12 protein-coding genes are annotated in these 18,425 nt (G+C 58.1%); 4 read left to right on the forward strand and 8 right to left on the reverse strand.

Going from position 1 to position 18,425, the window contains the following annotated elements; genetic code table 11:
- Positions 1–84: 84 nt before the first annotated feature.
- From F568_RS0103185 to F568_RS0103220, 8 genes are all read right to left on the reverse strand, one after another.
- Entirely contained in the window at positions 85–2,874 is a 2,790-nt protein-coding gene (locus F568_RS0103185; protein ID WP_019017255.1) for a tetratricopeptide repeat protein, read from the reverse strand.
- 57 nt (positions 2,875–2,931) lie between these two features.
- Positions 2,932–4,824 carry a tetratricopeptide repeat protein gene (locus tag F568_RS0103190; protein ID WP_019017256.1) on the reverse strand — a complete coding sequence of 631 codons (1,893 nt, stop codon included), beginning with the start codon at positions 4,822–4,824 and terminating at the stop codon, positions 2,932–2,934.
- Positions 4,825–4,873: 49 nt separating this feature from the next.
- A complete protein-coding gene (locus F568_RS0103195; RefSeq protein WP_019017257.1) occupies positions 4,874–6,079 on the reverse strand; it encodes an alginate lyase family protein in 1,206 nt (401 codons plus the stop codon).
- A gap of 113 nt (positions 6,080–6,192) precedes the next feature.
- Positions 6,193–7,422 (reverse strand): alginate lyase family protein, encoded by a 1,230-nt coding sequence (locus F568_RS0103200; protein ID WP_019017258.1) that lies wholly within the window; start codon positions 7,420–7,422, stop codon positions 6,193–6,195.
- Between the two features lie 51 nt (positions 7,423–7,473).
- The gene (locus tag F568_RS0103205) at positions 7,474–8,406 is read right to left on the reverse strand and encodes a polysaccharide lyase (protein ID WP_019017259.1); all 933 of its coding nucleotides are present in this window, start codon (positions 8,404–8,406) and stop codon (positions 7,474–7,476) included.
- A 49-nt stretch (positions 8,407–8,455) separates the two neighbouring features.
- Positions 8,456–10,141 carry a PilZ domain-containing protein gene (locus F568_RS0103210; RefSeq protein ID WP_019017260.1) on the reverse strand — a complete coding sequence of 562 codons (1,686 nt, stop codon included), beginning with the start codon at positions 10,139–10,141 and terminating at the stop codon, positions 8,456–8,458.
- A gap of 40 nt (positions 10,142–10,181) precedes the next feature.
- The gene (locus F568_RS0103215; protein ID WP_019017261.1) at positions 10,182–12,107 is read right to left on the reverse strand and encodes a glycosyltransferase; all 1,926 of its coding nucleotides are present in this window, start codon (positions 12,105–12,107) and stop codon (positions 10,182–10,184) included.
- 322 nt (positions 12,108–12,429) lie between these two features.
- On the reverse strand, positions 12,430–13,812 hold the full coding sequence (locus F568_RS0103220) for a UDP-glucose dehydrogenase family protein (protein ID WP_019017262.1): 1,383 nt from the start codon (positions 13,810–13,812) through the stop codon (positions 12,430–12,432).
- A gap of 437 nt (positions 13,813–14,249) precedes the next feature.
- Between F568_RS0103220 and F568_RS0103225 the strand changes: the two genes are divergently transcribed.
- The 4 genes from F568_RS0103225 (at position 14,250) to sufD (ending at position 18,424) form a co-directional block, all read left to right on the forward strand.
- A complete protein-coding gene (locus tag F568_RS0103225; RefSeq protein WP_019017263.1) occupies positions 14,250–14,717 on the forward strand; it encodes an SUF system Fe-S cluster assembly regulator in 468 nt (155 codons plus the stop codon).
- Between the two features lie 57 nt (positions 14,718–14,774).
- Positions 14,775–16,217 (forward strand): Fe-S cluster assembly protein SufB, encoded by a 1,443-nt coding sequence (gene sufB / locus F568_RS0103230; protein WP_019017264.1) that lies wholly within the window; start codon positions 14,775–14,777, stop codon positions 16,215–16,217.
- An 81-nt stretch (positions 16,218–16,298) separates the two neighbouring features.
- Entirely contained in the window at positions 16,299–17,051 is a 753-nt protein-coding gene (sufC, locus tag F568_RS0103235) for a Fe-S cluster assembly ATPase SufC (protein ID WP_019017265.1), read from the forward strand.
- Positions 17,048–18,424, forward strand: a complete 1,377-nt coding sequence (gene sufD / locus F568_RS0103240; protein ID WP_019017266.1) for a Fe-S cluster assembly protein SufD — start codon at positions 17,048–17,050, stop codon at positions 18,422–18,424. Before sufC ends, sufD begins: the two co-directional genes overlap by 4 nt.
- Position 18,425: the final 1 nt, after the last annotated feature.

The following is an 18,425-nucleotide window of genomic DNA, read 5'->3' on the forward strand; positions in this document are numbered from 1 at the left end:
TTTGGGCGTAGCTTCTTGAGCGATGAGCTCAAACAGAAAGCCGGCGCTTGGCGCCGGCTTTCTGCGTAAAGGCGGAAGGTAAACTCAGCTCTCCGCTACGTCGGTTTCTTCAGCTGCCGCCCTTTGGATGGCCTCGACGGCTTTCTCGTCCTCAAGCAGGTCGCGCATGGTCTGCAGGGCAATCTGGCTGTCACCGTCAATGACCTTGTCCAACCACAATAGCGCTTGCTGTTGGTTGGCACCCTCCAGCCCATTGGCCCATAGGTATGCCTTGGCCAGTGCCAGGCGAGCGGTGGAGTGACCCTGACTCGCTGCCTTATATAACCACTCGGCACCACCGTTGGTGTCCATTTCAAGCGCCTCGCCGGCCAGGTACTCGCGGCCCAGCGCTGCTTGGGCGCCTGGATGGCCGGACTCTGCCGCCTCGATCATTAGTTGCCGGCCGCGTTCGACGTCCTTCTCGAGGCCTGACATGCCATAAAGCAGGGCACGACCCAGAATGGACTTGGACCAGGCGACGCCGGCATTGGCAGACCGAGTGAGCCATTTCTCGGCAAGCTGGGGATTTTGTTCGACGACTTCGCCCTTCAGGTAAGTTTCGCCCAATGTCTTCGCCGCATGCGGGTTGCCCTGCTCGGCAGCCTGGGTCAGATAGCGTATGGCTGTGTCGATGTCCTGCTCGACTGTATCGCCTTCCAGATAGGCCTCGCCGAGCGTCAGGCCTGCCGCGCCATCGCCCCTTGCCGCAGCCTGGCGAAGCAATTCCAGGCCACGCTCAGGTTCGGCCGGCACCAAGCGGCCCTCGAGGAAAATGCGGCCCAGGTCGCGGCGTGCACCGGCATTACCTCGAGCCACGGCACTCTTCAGGTAATTGACGCCATGTGTAGTGTTCTGCTTGACGCCTTTCCCCTCGAGATACATGTCGCCCAGGGTGGCGGCAGCACCGGCATGGCCCTCGTCATAGGCGCGCTCCAGCCAGAGCCGGGCCTGACGGTAATTCTGGCCCACTCCCGAGCCATCGAGATAGGCACGCCCCAGATCGGCCATTGCCGAGGGATCGCCCAGTTCCGCGGCACGTTTGAGCGATTCGATATCACCGCCTTCGCCACGCGCACGATAGGTTCGTGAGAGTGCTTCGGCTGCAGAGTCGTGACCTGCTTGCTGTGCACGCTTGAGCCAGTATTCCGACTGAGCGAGATCTGTGGTGACCAGGTTGCCTTTGCGATAGGCGCGGCCTAGTTCGACCATGGCGTAGGCGTCCCCGCTTTCGGCAGCGGTTTCGAGCAGGCGTATGGCCTGTCCCGGCTCGGTCTCCTGCAGTGGGCCGTCGAGATAGGCGACGCCTAGCTTGGTCATGGCAGTGGTGTCACCGGCCTCGGCGGCCTGTTTCAGCAACTGCTCCGCCTTGATGAGGTCGCTGTTGAGTACCTCTCCTTCAAGGTAGGCTTCACCGAGCAGGCGCGACGCGAAAACCTGGCCTGCCTCCGAGGCTTCCTTGAGTAACTGCACGGCACGCACCCCATCCGGGGCGACTCCATTGCCTTTCAGGTAGGCTTCGCCGAGCATTGCCGTAGCATAGCTGCTGCCCGCTTCATGGCCGCGCTGTAGATAGTCAATGGCGCGTTGGGGCTGGGCCGGGCCATTTTCAGCGTCGAGGTAGATGTCACCGAGCACGGCCAGCGCCAATGGATCGTTTTTCTGAGCGGCCTGCTCGAGCAAGTCGATACCTCGGTTTGGTTGGGCCGGCAGCACGTCACCCTCAAGGTAGGCGCGGCCCAGTATGACCTGGGCATAGGTAGAGCCTTGGTCAGCCGCCTTGCTTAGCCAATGCTCGGCCTGGCTCGGGTCGGCACTGATGCCATCCTCCCCCAGCAGGGCATTGCCGAGATGCTCCATGGCTTCGACATCGCCGGCGTTCGCCGCCTGTCTCAGCAGGTCCAGTCCACGCTGGGTATCGCCGGAGGACAGCAACATTTCTCCGGTTTCCGCCAGCGCTTCCGGGTTACCGGAGTCCGCGGCACGCATCAGCCACTGGCGACGCTTCTCGGGATCGGGTTCGAGCAGGCCGTTCTGCGAATACAGCGAGGCCAGGTTGACCATTGCACCGACATCGCCGGCGTTGGCTTTCTTCTCCAGGATGCCTGCGTAGCGGCGGGCATAGGTACGTGACTGGTTGGGGTTCTGCTGATACCAGCCATTTTCGCTATAGGCTTCAGCCAATGCGCGCAAGGCGCCTTCATGGTTCTGCTCTGCGGCGCTCTCGTAGAACTTGATGGCCACGGCAGGATCGGCGGGAACGCCTTGGCCCTGGGCTAGCATGTCCCCCATCATGTCTTCGGCGCTTTCGCCGGTGCCGGTCTCGACGGCTTGCTTGACCAGGCGGTAGGCAAGCGTTTCGTCACGCGCCACACCGTCGCCTGCCAGATAGAGCCGAGCCAGGTTGAGCGAAGCATAGCCCTGGATAGGCGAGGGATCTCGAATGGCCTCGCCATAGAGTTCAGCCGCCTTGGCGGGGTCACGAGCCACGCCCAGTCCTTGGTCATAGACCTTCGCCAGTTCATAGTAAGCTGGGCGATAGCCCTGCTCCGCCAAGGCTTGTAACTGAGCAATACCATCCCGTGTATTGCCGCTTTCGACGGCTTGGCTGGCCATGTCGATACGGCCCCAGTCCATGGAATCCATGTCGGGAGGAAGACCGCCGTCGAACCAGTCGCTATACCTGGAGTCGACTGCCGGTTCCGGGAGGCCGCTGGTCTGTACGCTGCTGCCTCCTCCCGTTGCGCAACCGCCCAGCCAGAGTAGGGCGGTCGCGGTTACCAGTAATTTCGCGGTTCCTTCCGAGCGGGTTACGTTCAGTAGCGTCGGACCTTTCATTAGCTATCATCTCCTGATGCAAGGCGATACGAAGACTGGCATTCCCTGCCTGTCCATTCAAAGCATGGCATTTGCCAATGCCTCGTCATCCGCCTTGGTCAATAATTGGCGCATGGTTTCCAATGCGAACTGGCTATCGTCATCGAGTACGGTATCGAGCCATAACAGTGCTTGCTGCTGGTTGGCGTTCTCAAGACCGTTGGCCCATAGGTAGGCCTTGGCCAGTGTCAGGCGCGCCGAGGGATGGCCTTGCTGCGCAGCTTGGTAAAGCAGTTCGGTGCCTTGCTGGCGGTTTTGAGCGAGCAGGTCGCCCTTGAGATACTCCCGCCCCAGAGCGACCTGGGCGCCGGAATGACCTTGCTTGGCGGCACTGAGAAGGAGTTGCTCACCACGCTGCACGTCCCTGGTAAAACCGTTTTCTCCCAATAGATAGGCATAACCGAGCCGATAGCGTGAAGGCACATGTCCACTCTCCGCTGCCTGGGTCAGCCATTGCTCGGCTTGCTGGGGGTCGTGGGCGAGGCCGGTACCTTCGAGATAGGCATTGCCAAGCACGCGAGCCGCGCCGGTATGCCCCGATCTTGCTGCGGTCTTGAGAAGGGCTGCTGCCCTATCGGGATCGGCAGGGATTCCCTTGCCGGTCAGAAGTAGCTCGCCCAGATCGGCGCGCGCTCCGTTGTGGCCCCGTTCTGCCGCAGCCTGTAGATACTCGGCTCCCTTGGCCGGGTCCTGCTCGACACCGTCACCGCTTAAGTACATACGTCCCAACTCGGCCGCGGCTCCGGCGTGCCCGCCTCGCGAGGCTTGCGCCAGCCAGTGGGCTGCGCGTGCCTTGTCCACGCCGAGCCCGGAGCCGTGCAGATAGGCGCGGCCTAGCGTTGCTGCGGCGTTGGCAGATCCCCTGTCGGCTGCGGTCGATAGCCATTGCCTGGCCCGCTTGGGGGCACGTTCTATCAGGGCTTCACCCAGATCCTCCATGGCATAGACATCACCCGCCTGGGCGGATTGGCGCAGCATGGCCAGTCCCTGCTCAGTGCTACCTTCTTTGAGCAGGATCTGTCCGGCCTTGCCCATTGAGCCGGTATGGCCGGCGTGGGCTGCCCGCATCAACCAATGTCGGTGCTGCTCGGATTGTGGACCCAGCAGGCCATCCCGATCATAGAGCCTGGCTAATGCCGCCATGGCATCGGTGTCACCTTGACGTGCCCGAGCCTTGAGGGTTTGTGCATAGCGCTCGGCGTAGTCGCTGGCGAGCGCAGGGTCTCGTTCCAGCCAGCCGCCCCGGGCATAAGCCTTGGCCAAGGCCTGTAGTGCCTGAGCATTACCCCGAGCCGCTGCCTGCGAATAGAGTGCGGAGGCGCGCTGTGTGTCACGTGCCGTACCGCGCCCTTCGACAAGCATTTCTGCGAGGGCAACGTTGGCGTTGGGACCGGTGTCTTCACTCACTGCCTGACGGAAGAGCTGGTAGGCAAGGTTGTCATCCCGCTCGACGCCGCGACCGTCCCGGTAGAGGCGGCCAAGACGCAGGGACGCATTGCCAAGGATAGGGGAGGGGCGACGTAGCGCCTGCCCGTAGTAATCGGCTGCCCTGGCCGGGTCAGGTGCCACGCCCAGACCCTCTTCATACAGTTTGCCCATCTCGTAGTAGGCGGGAGGGAAGCCCTCGTTCATCAGGGACTCCAGCAACCCCTCCGCCCGCTGAGCATTGCCTGCTTCTGCGGCTTGACGAGCGAAATCGATGCGCCCCCAGTCCATGGAGTCCATGTCTGCGGGAGCACCGCCATCGAACCAGTCCTGATAGGCTGGATCGATTGACCCGGTATCGAGCGCCAGCGAGTGCCCTCTCTCCGTGGCACAACCGCCAAGCAACATCGCTGAAGTGGCGGCGAGCAGGCATTGATGGACCTTTACATGCCGCTTCGACCAGCGCAACGTCACATTGACAGACATCAAGTTGCCCTCCATGGCTGTTGAATCGCAATAGCGGCGCACCGACGTGTCATTGGGCCGTTTCCTGCAGTTCGGCCATGCGTTCTTGGGTTTGTTTTATGACCTCATGCTGCTGTTCGTCGGGATGCATGAAATACAGGGTGACATGTCCCCCTGCACCACGGTTGAATACCGGGCGCATCGGCTTCAGCAATTCAGAGATACGTGGTTCGTCGAAACGCGACTGATAGATTTCCAACCAGGAAAAGTACTGATCATCCTGGAAAAAGCCACGATACTGCTCATGGGGGGCCATGTCGCCCAGTTGGGTAGGGTCTTCGAAAATGTCCAGGGCAAAGCTGACTGCATCGTGGATGGTGTGGCCATTGATTTCCAAATTAAAAATGTCATAACCCTGCCGGGCGATGAGCTGCATATTGGGAATCAGGTAGAGCAGGGCGTAGTTCTGATAGTGGCTTGCACGGCGCCCACGTTTCATTTCCAGCCGGAAAGCACCTTCCTTGGTCAGATCGCTGAGTGCCGAGTAGATGGCGCTCACTCCAAAGCGGAAAAGCTCGTTATCCTGCGTCAGGATGCCTACTGTCGTGGCATAAAGGGCACGGCGATAGAAGTGATTGTTGCAACAGCTGTTTTCCGGCAGGCCGGGAATGCCGGCATGCTGATGTGCCAGGCGGTTCAGCCAGTCGTCGACACGAGCGATTTCCTCGTCCATGTCCTTGACATCGGGACGAGCAACCGAATAAGCCATGGCTGCAGCGAAAATCATCGATTCGGTCGCAAACCAGGCTTGAGGCTGCGCAGGTTCGTAATAGAAGTCCATCAAGGCGTCAGCCTGAGCCCAGCGATCAAGGAACTTGACCAGGCATTCGGCATAATAAATGTCTTCGCTGGCCACATAAGCACCAGCCAGCTTGGCAACGGTATTCTCGAACTGGAACAGAGGTTGCGAGAGGACCTTCCACTCATCGGGGTTGGGATAGAAACCGGGAATGCGGATCTGATCGTCCAAAGGGGGAATGGCCAGAAGCTCCCGACAACTGGGGCCACTCGCCAGTTGCGAGGCCTGTTGCACCAACATGGGATTATCGGTCTGGCTGAGCAGCGCCATGCGCTCATGCACATCAAAGTACGAGGCGTTGGGATCCGTCACGGTGTACTCGGACAGATCGAGAGCCCGACGCTCCTCCAGCGACATGGCCTCGGCCTCGGAGAGTGTTGCCACCAGAGCGAGACAGGCCACAAGCGAGTGGCTCATGCCCCTCAGTGTGTTGCTAAGTCCATTTGGCAAAAACATCACTATCTACCGTAGTCAGATGGGGGTTGAAATCATTTCGGCAACGGTTCCCTGGTTGCGGCATCGTCGACGTGTTATCCCGCCGTTCTTCTCCAGACCTGCTCTTTCTGTTGTTCTCTGCGGCTCTGCACAATCTCGTGCTGCTGGGCTTGCGGATCCATGAAATAGAGCGTCACATAGCCTCCCGCGCCCCGGTTATAGACGGGACGATAGGACCTGATGAACTCGGCAATTCTCGGGCTCTGAAAGCGTGATTGGTACATTTCCATCCAGGCGAAGTATTGGTCGTCCTGAAAGAAACCCTTGTACTGCTCATGGGGGGCCATATCGCCAAGTGCCGAAGGGTCCTCGAACGTGTCCAGGGCGAAATCGACCGCATCATGGATGGTGTGGCCATTGACCTGCAGGTTGAAAACGTCATAGCCCTGTCGAGCGATGATCTGCAGATTCGGAATCAGATAGAGCAGGGCATAGTTCTGGTAGTGGCTGGCTCGGCGCCCACGCTGCATTTCCAGTTTGAGGGCGCCTTCTGATGTCAGGTCACTAAGAGCGGAGTAAATCGCACTGACACCGAAGCGGAATAACTCATCATCATCGGTCAGTACGCCGACCATCGTTGCATACAGGGCTCGCCGATAGAAATGGTTGTTACAGCAGCTACTTTGGTGCCCGGGGATGGCCGAGTGCTGGTAAGCAAGTCGGCTGAGCCAGTCGTCGATGCGCTGTGTCTGCTCGTCCATACCTTCCACCGAAGGCCGAACGACCGAATAAGCCATGGCCGCCGAGAAAATCATGGACTCTGTCGAGAACCAGGCTTGTGGCTGTTGCCAAGTATAAAAGAAGTCCATCAACGCATCGTTCTCGGCCCAGTGATTCAGGAATTTGACCAGGCATTGGGCATAGTAATCATCCCCTGTCGCCACGTAGGTGCCAGCCAGCCTGGATACCACGTCCTCAAACTCGGTGAGTGGCTTCACGGCAAACCGCCACTCATCCGGACTTGGATAAAAGCCCGGAATGCGGATCTTCTTTTCGAGTGGCGGGATATCCAGCATCTGCTGGCAACTGACACCGTAGGAGAGTTTATGAGCGAGTTGCATCAGTAGTGGATTTCCCGTGTCTTCTAACAGCGCCATCCGTTGTCGCATATCGAAGTACGATGCATCGGGGTCCGTCACCGTGTAGGCTGAAAGATCCAGTTTCTGCCGCTCTTCGAAGGTCATACCCAAGGCCGGCGCGATGCCGACAAGAAACAGTAACCCTATTACCAGGCCAAGGCTGGTCTTCTGCGTACGTAATGTCATAACGACTTCTTTATGTTGTGTGCATGACGTGCGGTATTGTTCTTTCGGTTATCAGCCCCGCTGTCGATAAAAGCGGAAATCGGCGAAGTCGGCTATCTGATCCTTCGGTGTGCGCCACTCCTTGCCGTGTCCGCCGAAGAAAGTCGAGAACATCAATCCATCGACATAAATATCGTCATCGAGACGGTAGGTAATGTTGCGCTGCTCAAGGATCGGCTTGCCATCGATCCAGACTCGGGCGATGCCATTATTCCGGCCGGGATCGTTCAGGATGAGTTCCTGCTCGATAGTGACCCACTCACCGGTAGGAAAGGTCCAGCGGCCTCGGCCCACCGATTGACCATACTCCTCGTCCTTCACGACGTACTCGTAGAGTTCGCCCTTGCCCTCCTCGCGCCACATGAAACGCATGGAGAAGCCTTTTTCGCCGGTGACCTCATCACCTCCACTCGGTGCATTGCCGCCATAGAGGCCTGGCAGCTTCCCGCCCTTGACGAAATCGAATCCAGGCTCGAAACGTACCTTATATTGCAGGCAGGCACGTTCGGCGCGGGAAAGCTGATTTATCGTCGCATAGAAGCCAGCCCCCCCTTCGCCTTGATCGCTGGGCGCCGAGGTGCCTGCCGGATAATGAACACGTAGTGCCGTTTCACCTAGCCCGGCTTCCTGAGGCGACAGGACTTCGACATTCTTCTTGGTACCCCAGTCGTCATTGGTGCCATAACCGATACGTACGGCTTCCTTGCCATCCTTGGCATACGGGGGTGGGGCGGGGTCGGCGACGAGTTCGTAGCGCGTGGAACAGGCGGCAACCTGCGGCTCGGTAAGTTGGATCTCGTCTTTCTTGTCTTTCTCCTCGTCGGCCTGCAAGGCAAGGGGAGATGCCGCGAGCAGGCTCGCGGCAAGTACATTGAGGGTCGCCCGACGCTTGGTTCCCCAGCGAGTCGAATCCGTGTGTTGGCTGTCAGCGTTCGGTGTCGACATGTCGAACTCCTTGCTGTGTCTCTAGACGGCGGCTCTGAGTATTTGACCCTCAGGTCTCGCTCAGTGCTGCGGTGTCGTCTTCGACGCTCTCGCTCTCGCTGGCGTTGACGGTCGTTGCGCTGTCGCTGGTGGCGTTGCCGCTGATGCCGGGGCTCGTTGTATCGTTTGCTGCCTGGCCGGTCTCGGTGGTCTCGCTGACCTCGGTACCTGTTGCGCCGCCATCGGAAGGCAGAACGGCCTCGAGCAAGTCCGTCGCCTGCTGATAGATGGCACGGCCGCCTTGCCAAACCCATTCGGCCGTGGCATCCACCAGGGGAACCTCAGAGAAGCGTACGTCGACAGGGACCCCAACGGCACTTGCAGGTAGCGGCTTCTCGGGTACCAGAAGAACACTGGCAACGTTCTGCTGCTGGCGTACCCACTTGGGGAAGCCGGCGCGCGGCTGACTCTCGACATCCAGCGCGATGGTGCGCACTGTGGCCTCGATGGGTTCGGAGGCATTGGGCAAGGCGATATAAGCTTTCTGGTGTGGTTCGATCCGGGCGATGTCGCTCATGTGAACCAGTGCTTCCGCCATAATGTCGTTGGGCCCGGTACGCAGCAGCGTCATGATGCGCTCGCTTTCATTGATCCAGGTCCCGCCGGCACTACTCAGTGCCCAGGCCACCTGACAGTCGCAGGGGCTGTAAATGGTATTGGCGGCTACGCGGGCTTCCAGAGCGTCGATGCGCGAACTTTCAAAGTCACGGGCCGTTTCGAATTGCTCGATACGGGCTCGTGCGACTTGCGGCGACACGCTTTCATAACTGGAGGGCTCGCCCCCTGAAGGGCTCGTCGATTCAGGCATGGTGACGTTGGTGCTCCCCGGTGCCTCGATCGCCTCGCGCATGTTCTCGATCAGTTGCTGGTTATAGGTGTAAGAGGCCTTGGCCAGGATGAGCTGGGTCTGTAGATCACTATTGTTGACTTCCGTCAGCTTCTGATCGCGGGTGACCTTGTCCCCGGCCTGAAGATTATGCTCCGCAAGAATACCCGGTCCGGGAGCCCGAATATCCACGCGTGGGGCGGTCACCGCTGCGAAGCTGGGCTCGATGAGCATGAAGTTGCGGTAGGCGGTGGCGGCAGCCACGGCGATCAGCGTCAGACCGGCAAGAAGCAGCAGGGAATAACGTCCCCAAGGCTTCTTGGGCTTGCTTGCCTGGGCCGCGACCGCACGCGTGTTGCGCTTGCGCGGCGTTTGAGGATCTTCCTTCTCGATAAGATCTTCAATGGCTGCATAGCGCCCGCTAAGATGGGAGCGGATGACTCGGCGCAGCAGCTCACGATGACGCTGATCGATCTTGGTGATTTCGAAGGCAGTCTCATGGCTATTGCCCTTGCGCTCGGGCTGGTTGCGCAACGCACGGGCCGTGACAGGCACGATCAGCTCGGCAGCGCCTGCCATTAGCAGCAGCGACATCGAGGCGACATAGCCCTCTTCAAAGGGCTTGTCGCTGTGGATCGAGAACCCACCCAGCGACAGGTCGTGACCCGGTAGGCTGCGCCCGTCTTCCAGCTTGACCTGGAAAGGGGCTTCGATACGGACATGACGGCGCTCGTCACGACGTTCATGAGATAGCTGCCCGCTCGAGCCATTGCTCGAACCAACTCCGGGGTTGCTTCGTGTCTTGCGCGAACTGCCCAACGTGGGTTCGCTACGATTGTGGTCAACGTTGGGGATATGCTCGTCGGCCATAACTGTCATTCTCCATTTACGAATCTACTGACCCGGTACGTTACGCCTCGGCGGAACGAAGCCTTACTTCCATGTTGGTCAGCGTTATGGGGCGCTCCTGCGTTACCAGGGTGCAGCCATCGTTTTGTCCACACGTCATGCTGCCGATTTCGCTCAGTGGACGGTTACGTGAGTCACGAACTTGTTCAGCAATTGCAGGCGCAACCAGCAGGGTCGTGGCTTGCTTGCCGTCATAACCCGCCATGCTGGTGGCACGAATCGACTCGATCTTGCTCAACTCTTCAGGTAGAGAAGCGTCCAGGAACATGACGCCTGCCGGCAGTTGTACCTGGCCATCCATGGGTACGTCTGTCAGTGCCAGCGCAATCCAGTAGCTATCACCCTCAACAGTCTCCTCGTTCGACAGGAACCCGCTTTCATCTTTAAGGACGGCGAGGGCGGTCTGATCGGGCGGTGCCAATACGCCAACAGCGATGGAAAGAACCAGCAGCATGGTGCCTGCATAGATTCCATGAATGACGTGTCCCATATGACGCTGACGACGTGCGGCCTTGGGATCGTTGGGCTCTCCGGCAGAGATGCCCTGACGAGACCACTTTTGACGATTGAAGCGAAAGCTGACGTAGGTTTTCAGCAAGGCACCGCCAATCTGGTTGTAATAGAGCAAAGGCACCCAGAGCAGGCTGAAGCGACCCCGCTGCATAGCCAATACGGTTGTGGCGATACTGCGGGTGAAAAGGATCCAGAGCGCGTAAGCGAATATGAACGAGGGGCGCACGAACAGGGTCAACAAGATCGCCACGGTAGGTCCGATCAGTGTCGTCCACATCGAGAGCCGTTGGTCGACCAGACTCCACCAAGTGAACATGCCCATCGAGCGGGGGCCAAGGGCAATGGCGCGTCCGCTGGTACGCAGCATGTTACCGAACCAGCGACGCATCAGATCGATAGTCGATTTGAAGAAGCGGTCGCGATCGGGCAACTCCTCGAAACCGGAGACGTAGACATCGGGAATGTAAAGCATTTTCCAGTTGTTCTTCATCAACCAGTACCAGGTTGACTTGTCATCACCGGAAAGAAACTTGAAGTTCCCGAAACGCCAGTGCTCGACGTGATCGTTCTCGACCAGCTCGATAAACTCAGGGTCGGTAGCCAGTTCGGCGCGAAAGGCGCTATAGCGTCCGGTCAGGACGAGAAGACGCTCCGAGATCGACATCGAGCTCATCACCAAGTGACGCTGCGCGTAGCGCAGGTCGTACCATTCCTTGGTGACATCGCCACCATTGACGATGGCCCGATTGTTGGTCGTCAATGCTCCAAGCTCATCGTTGGCCAGGAAGAACGACAGTGAACGTTCAAGAGTGCCCGGCTCGATCTGGATGTCGCCATCCATCGAAACGAGAAGCGAGCGGTGAGACGGCAGACGACGAGAAATGGCGCGTAGCACTTCGGCCATGGCTGAACGCTTGCCGTCCCCCTTCTGGAACATGTAACTGATTTCGACGTTGGCCGGCCAGCCATTCTCGGCCATGACGTGCTCGATAACATCGATGTCACTGCGATCGGAAATGGCGGCAAAGATGGTCGTGGGAACACCGTAGTCGTGCGCATCCCTGACGAGTGCGTCGTAGACAGCAAAGCTCACTTCGGCTTCGATGCGAAAGGAAGTGCACAAGACATAGAGGTGATCCGGTTTTTCCACCTCGCCGACGGCATCGGCCTTGGCGCGCAGTTCAGGAAACACCTTGCGGTTGTACCAGACGGAGCGTATTGCCTGAATGAACCACCAGGAGTAGCGCCAAGCGCCGATAAGGCCGATAGCGAGAATGAAGCTTTTCGATTCAGGTGAAAAAACTTCAGGCGGCAGTTCGAAGACCAGAATGGTCAGTAGCGCTGCGCCAAAGAGAAAGGTCGTCAGCTCCGTAACCCAACTGGCCCGGGTAGCATCGGATTTAAAGTTTTGCATGTCGAACCATCCTTGATCGCGACAGAGGAAAAGCGCATACGGCTTCCTCGCGCCGATATCGACATCGTTGAGTTGTAAACAGATGAAGTTCCTATCATCTGTATATCGGTTAATTGATTTAACGATTTCTTATTTGAAATCCGCTAAGTCAAATAACTGCCTGCTCATTTACAGGCAATAGGACCGCTAGCATGACAAGTCAGATAAATACGCAAGCCGAGGGCTTCCCTTGGAAAAGGGAAGCTCGCATTAACAATAAACCCGGCTTGCGTATCGTCGCCATGACAGGCCTACCCCACGGGTAGCTAGGTCAGCTTAGCGATCAGGCAGTGCTTTTGAGCAAGGATTCGCTCTGCTTGGGCGTGGCATCCTGCTTGAGCGAGTCGCCACGACCCATGGCATAATAGAGGAAACCTGCCGCCTTGACACTTTCCGGATCGAAAAGGTTCCTGCCGTCGACAATGACCGGAGTGCTCAACTTCTGCTTGATATGGTCGAAGTCGACGGCGCGGAAGGCTTTCCACTCTGTGCAGATGACCAGTGCATCGGCACCTTCCAGAGTATCGTCGCGCTTTTCAGTAATAATCAGGTCGTCACGATCGCCATAGATACGACGACATTCCTTGGCGGCTTCCGGATCGAAAGCTTGAACCTTGGCACCAGCGTCCCACAAGGCTTCCATCAACGTGCGGCTGGGGGCCTCGCGCATGTCGTCGGTGTTCGGCTTGAAGGCTAGGCCCCACAAGGCAATAGTCTTGCCCTTGAGATCGCCATCGAAAGCTTGAGACAGCTTCTGGAACAGTCTGCCTTTCTGGCGCTTGTTGACCGCCTCGACGGCATTTAGCAGCTCTGCCTCGTAACCGACGTCACCAGCGGTGCGGGCCAATGCCTGGACATCCTTGGGGAAACAAGAGCCGCCGTAGCCGCAGCCGGGGTATATAAAGTGATAGCCGATGCGAGGGTCACTACCGATGCCGTGACGAACCTGCTCAATATCGGCACCCAGGCTTTCCGCCAGGTTGGCGACTTCGTTCATGAAGCTGATCTTGGTCGCAAGCATGGCGTTGGCGGCATACTTGGTCAGCTCCGCGCTGCGCACGTCCATGAACATGAGCTTTTCATGGTTGCGGTTGTAGGGCGCATAGCACTCCCGCATCGTCTTCTTGACGCGATCGGAATCGGTGCCAACGATAATGCGGGCACCCTTGGAAAAGTCCTCGACCGCAGCACCTTCCTTGAGAAATTCAGGGTTCGAGCAGACATCGAACTCAAGATTGGCCCCTCGATCCTTGAGGGTGGCGCGAACGGTAGCGCTGACCCTATCGGCGGTGCCGACGGGTACCGTGGACTTGTCGACGATGACTTTATACTCGTCCATGTGCGTGGCGATGGTTTCCGCCACCTTGAGGACGTATTTCAGATCAGCACTGCCATCTTCGTCGGGTGGGGTGCCGACAGCAATGAACTGAAGTTTGCCGTATTTGACCGCTTTGGCTGCATCGGTCGTGAACTGGAGGCGACCGGCTTCCATGTTCTTCTTGAGCATAGGCTCAAGACCGGGCTCGTAAATGGGTACTTCACCATTGTTGAGCCGGGCAATCTTGTCCTCATCGACATCGACACACATGACGTCATGGCCGACATCCGCCAGACAGGTACCTGTGACGAGACCAACATAGCCAGAACCGAAAATGGTGATTTTCATGAATACCGCTCCTTGGTATTTGAGGGGTGAAACGTTTTTTAACAGTGTTCGCTATCCAAGTCTAAGTCTACCGGTGAGGTAATCCATCCTCGATAGGTGAAAACCCAGACAATATAGAATCTTACAGAATTCTTGCAGCCAGTTTCAAAGTGTTTACGTTTGTCTTCTTGGCTATAGCTTTGTAGCTTAGCCTAGAGACCTTAACTCCATGCGTCAAATGTCTTATTTAGCCGACCCTACAGTAACTTAACCGTCTCCCTTTAGCGACACTCGGGGCTTGGTGCGCTGCAGCAATGTAACAAGACGCTTTGTCTCTGTTAATGATAATCGTTATTGTCTATTTGCCGGCTAGAAAACTTCAATCGAGAAGGTCCCTTCACAATGTTTTTAATGAGGACTAAAATGGTCCTCATTCTTTTGTTGGCTGGAGTTCAGGCATGTTGAAGCTGTCCAAGCTAACTGATTACGCCGCCGTCGTGATGGCGCAGATTGCCAGGCAGCCGGAGCAATCCTATGCAGCGGCCGAGCTGGCAGAGGCGGTTAATTTGCCCCACCCCACGGTAAGCAAGACGTTGAAGATGCTCGTGCGAGCTGGATTGCTGGTCTCCCAGCGAGGCGTTCAGGGGGGATATCGCTTGGCCCGGCCAGCGCACCAGATTACCGCGAGTGACATCATCGCGGCCATCGAGGGGCCGGTGGCCATGACTGACTGCAGTCATGCCGGTGGAGGTTGTGACCTGGCAGGAAGCTGTGGCGTCGCAGACAACTGGCAGCGTGTCTCCCTGGCGATTCGTACGTTGCTCGATAGTGTCACGCTGGCTCATCTGGCACAGACAACACCGATCAAGCTGCCCGTGCAGCTTCCTATACAGAGCGTTTCTCTGGCCGTTTCGGCCGAGGGTTGAGCGCCGTCATTTAGCTTGAACAAGGGTTCATCAGTACACGGCCCGGAGGAAGAGACCATGGCTACCGAGGAAATGGAACAGCTTGTCCGTCGCGAGTATACCCAAGGGTTCGTGACCGACATCGAAAGCGAGACCGTACCGCCCGGTCTAGATGAGAGCGTGATCGCTTTCATCTCCCAGAAGAAAGGCGAGCCAGAGTGGATGCTTGAGTGGCGCCTGGATGCCTATCAGCAGTGGTTGAAGATGAAGGCACCGTCTTGGGCGCACCTGAATTATCCGCCTATCGATTATCAGGCAATTTCCTATTTCAGTGCGCCGAAATCCAAGGACGATGCCCCCAAGAGCCTTGATGAAGTCGACCCCAAGCTGCTCGAAACCTACGAGAAACTGGGTATTCCGCTACATGAGCGCGCCGCTCTGGCCGGGGTTGCCGTCGACGCTGTATTCGACTCTGTATCGGTAACCACTACCTTCAAGGAAAAATTGGGCGAGGCTGGTGTCATCTTCTGCTCGATCTCAGAAGCCATCCGCGACTACCCGGAACTGATCAAGCAGTATCTTGGTACGGTGGTGCCCAAGGCCGACAACTATTTCGCCGCTCTCAACTCAGCCGTGTTCACGGATGGCTCGTTCGTCTACGTTCCTGAGGGCGTGACCTGCCCCATGGAGCTATCAACGTATTTCCGCATCAACGCCGCCAATACAGGCCAGTTCGAGCGGACCCTGATCATCTGTGAAAAACAGGCGCAGGTCTCTTACCTGGAAGGCTGCACCGCACCGATGCGTGACGAGAACCAGTTGCATGCCGCTGTCGTTGAGCTGGTAGCGCTGGAAGATGCCTACATCAAGTACTCCACCGTGCAGAACTGGTATCCCGGTGACGAGGAAGGGCGTGGCGGTATCTATAATTTCGTTACCAAGCGTGCCGATTGCCGCGGCGACCGATCCAAGGTGTCATGGACACAGGTCGAAACCGGCTCAGCGATTACCTGGAAATATCCGTCCTGCGTCTTGCGTGGCAAGGATAGCGTCGGTGAATTCTATTCCGTTGCCGTGACCAACGGGCGCCAGCAGGCCGATACCGGGACCAAGATGATCCACATAGGTGAGGGCACCAAGTCGACCATCGTCTCCAAGGGCATCGCTGCCGGTAACAGCGAACAGGCCTATCGTGGGCTCGTCAAGATCGGGCCGCGGGCCAAGGGCGCGCGCAATTTCACTCAGTGTGACTCGCTATTGATCGGCGATCGCTGTGGCGCGCATACCTTCCCGTACCAGGAGATCGGCAATAGCAGCGCGACCGTCGAGCACGAAGCAACGACCTCGAAAATCGGTGAGGACCAGTTGTTCTATTGCCGGCAGCGTGGAATTTCCGAAGAAGACGCGGTCAACATGATCGTCAACGGCTTCTGTAAGGATGTGTTCCAGGAGTTGCCGATGGAGTTTGCCGTCGAGGCCGAGGCCTTGCTGAACGTGACGCTCGAAGGTGCGGTGGGTTAAGAAACGGCTGGCTCGTTTCACGAAAATTTTAGAGAGGACGCGATAGCGGCCTCGCGAATTCGAATTTCAAGGTGGCAAAACATGCTCGAAGTCAAAGATCTGCACGTCACGGTGGAAGGGAAGGAAATCCTCAAGGGGCTGAGCCTGACCGTCAATCCCGGTGAGGTCCACGCCATCATGGGGCCCAACGGGGCGGGCAAGTCGACCTTGTCGGCGGTTATCGCCGGTAACGAGGGGTACGAAGTGACTTCTGGGTCAATCACTTTCGAGGGCCAGGATGTACTGGAAATGGAAATCGAGGAACGCGCCCAGGCTGGCTTGTTGCTCGGTTTTCAGTACCCGGTCGAGATTCCAGGCGTCAAGAACGTCTACCTGCTCAAGGCGGCCCTCAACGCGCAACGGGCAGCGCGTGGCGAAGGCGAAATGCCGGCGCCTGAATTCATGAAACTGGTTAGGGAAAAGCTGGCTTACATGAAGATGGACCCCAGCTTCCTGCAGCGCGCCGTCAATGAAGGTTTTTCGGGGGGCGAGAAAAAGCGCAACGAGATTCTGCAGATGCTGGTGTTGCAGCCGAAGTTGGCGATGCTCGATGAAATCGACTCCGGCCTCGATATCGACGCCATGAAAGTTGTCGCGGAAGGGGTCAATTCCCTGCGTGATTCCGAGCGTGCCATTCTCATGGTGACCCACTATCAGCGCCTGCTCGATTACATCGAGCCCGATTACGTTCATGTGCTGGTCGATGGTCGTATCGTCAAGTCCGGTGACAAGACCTTGGCTCTGGAACTGGAATCGCGCGGTTACGAATGGGTAACGGAGGAATCTGCGGCATGAGTGGAGCCCAAACCTTTTTGAACCGTCTCGAGGAGCGTGTCAGCGAACGCCAGGCAGCATCCCTGCCAGAGCCGACCTGGATTGTGGCGCGTCGTCAGGCCGCTGCAGCACGCTTTGAAGCGCTTGGGTTTCCCACCCGGCGAGATGAGGCCTGGAAATATACTGACGTACGGCGTATCGGTGAGGGCGATTTCGCTCTCGCTCGCGATGCGGCGTTCTCCAAGGCGGCAGCGGCGGCCCTGACCCTGCCGATCGAGGCCATTCGCCTGACCTTCGTCGATGGCCTGTTTTCCGCCGAACTCTCCGACCTGTCGGCGCTACCGAGCGGGGCAAGCGTCGAGCCACTGTCGCAGGCCTTGGCAGACAATCACGAAGCCGTAGGGGGAGCGCTGGGTCGTCTGACCGGCGTGGAGTTTTCGCCGTTTTCGGCGTTGAACACCGCCTTTACCGAAGAAGGCGCCGTGATCCGATTGGCACCGGGTACCGTCGTCGAGCTGCCGATCGTCCTGCAGTTCCTGTCACGCGCCAATGACGCAGCGGTCATGAGTCATCCGCGAGTGCTCGTCCAGGCGGGGGCACGCAGCCAGGCGACGGTGGTGGAGCATTACGTGGGTGAAGCCGATGCTGCCAATTTCACGAATGTGGTCGGCGAGATCCTGCTCGAGCGCGGTGCCATTCTTAACCACTACAAGCTGCAGGAAGCGCCGCTAGGCGACTTCCATATCGCCAGCCTGCATGTTGATCAAGGACGCGACAGCCGCTTCACCTCGTTCAACATCAACCTGGGTGGCGCTCTGGTGCGCAACGACTTGGTGTCTGACCTCAACGCCCAGGGCGCCGAGGCCAGTTATCTTGGACTGTTCTTCGCCCAGGGTCGGCAACACGTGGATAACCACACTCTGGTTAACCATAACGCACCGACGACGTTCTCCAATGAGAACTACAAAGGCATCCTGGGGGATCGGGCGCGTGGCGTATTTAATGGCAAGGTAATCGTCAAGCGCGATAGCCAGAAGATCGAGGCGTATCAGAGCAACGCCAACCTGCTGCTCTCCGACCGCGCCGAGATCGATGCCAAGCCGGAATTGGAGATCTATGCCGACGACGTCAAGTGCTCGCATGGCACCACGACCGGTCAGCTCGACGAGAAGGCGGTGTTTGCATTGCGAACACGAGGTATCAATGAACAGACGGCTCGTGGCCTGTTGACGCTGGCGTTTGCTGGCGAGGTCATGGAGCAAGTGACCGTGGATGCGATTGCCGAGCGGGTCGAGCGAACCGTGGCTGGGAAATTACCGGAGCGCTTCAATCTCACCGAACTGGTCGACGCGTCACTCAACGAAGTGCACGATACCGGGCTCGGGGAGGAATGAA

Origin of the sequence: Modicisalibacter luteus DSM 23508, from assembly GCF_000378505.1 — a bacterium.
Classification (GTDB): Bacteria; Pseudomonadota; Gammaproteobacteria; order Pseudomonadales; family Halomonadaceae; genus Modicisalibacter; species Modicisalibacter luteus.

Bases quoted from the DNA above. Each gene is read 5' to 3' on its own strand.
- sufD (WP_019017266.1), top strand. From the start codon at position 17,048: ATGAGTGGAGCCCAAACCTTTTTGAACCGTCTCGAGGAGCGTGTCAGC.
- F568_RS0103185 (WP_019017255.1), bottom strand. From the start codon at position 2,874: ATGAAAGGTCCGACGCTACTGAACGTAACCCGCTCGGAAGGAACCGCG.
- sufC (WP_019017265.1), top strand. From the start codon at position 16,299: ATGCTCGAAGTCAAAGATCTGCACGTCACGGTGGAAGGGAAGGAAATC.
- F568_RS0103200 (WP_019017258.1), bottom strand. From the start codon at position 7,422: ATGACATTACGTACGCAGAAGACCAGCCTTGGCCTGGTAATAGGGTTA.
- F568_RS0103220 (WP_019017262.1), bottom strand. From the start codon at position 13,812: ATGAAAATCACCATTTTCGGTTCTGGCTATGTTGGTCTCGTCACAGGT.
- F568_RS0103195 (WP_019017257.1), bottom strand. From the start codon at position 6,079: ATGAGCCACTCGCTTGTGGCCTGTCTCGCTCTGGTGGCAACACTCTCC.
- F568_RS0103215 (WP_019017261.1), bottom strand. From the start codon at position 12,107: ATGCAAAACTTTAAATCCGATGCTACCCGGGCCAGTTGGGTTACGGAG.
- F568_RS0103210 (WP_019017260.1), bottom strand. From the start codon at position 10,141: ATGGCCGACGAGCATATCCCCAACGTTGACCACAATCGTAGCGAACCC.
- sufB (WP_019017264.1), top strand. From the start codon at position 14,775: ATGGCTACCGAGGAAATGGAACAGCTTGTCCGTCGCGAGTATACCCAA.
- F568_RS0103225 (WP_019017263.1), top strand. From the start codon at position 14,250: ATGTTGAAGCTGTCCAAGCTAACTGATTACGCCGCCGTCGTGATGGCG.
- F568_RS0103205 (WP_019017259.1), bottom strand. From the start codon at position 8,406: ATGTCGACACCGAACGCTGACAGCCAACACACGGATTCGACTCGCTGG.
- F568_RS0103190 (WP_019017256.1), bottom strand. From the start codon at position 4,824: ATGTCTGTCAATGTGACGTTGCGCTGGTCGAAGCGGCATGTAAAGGTC.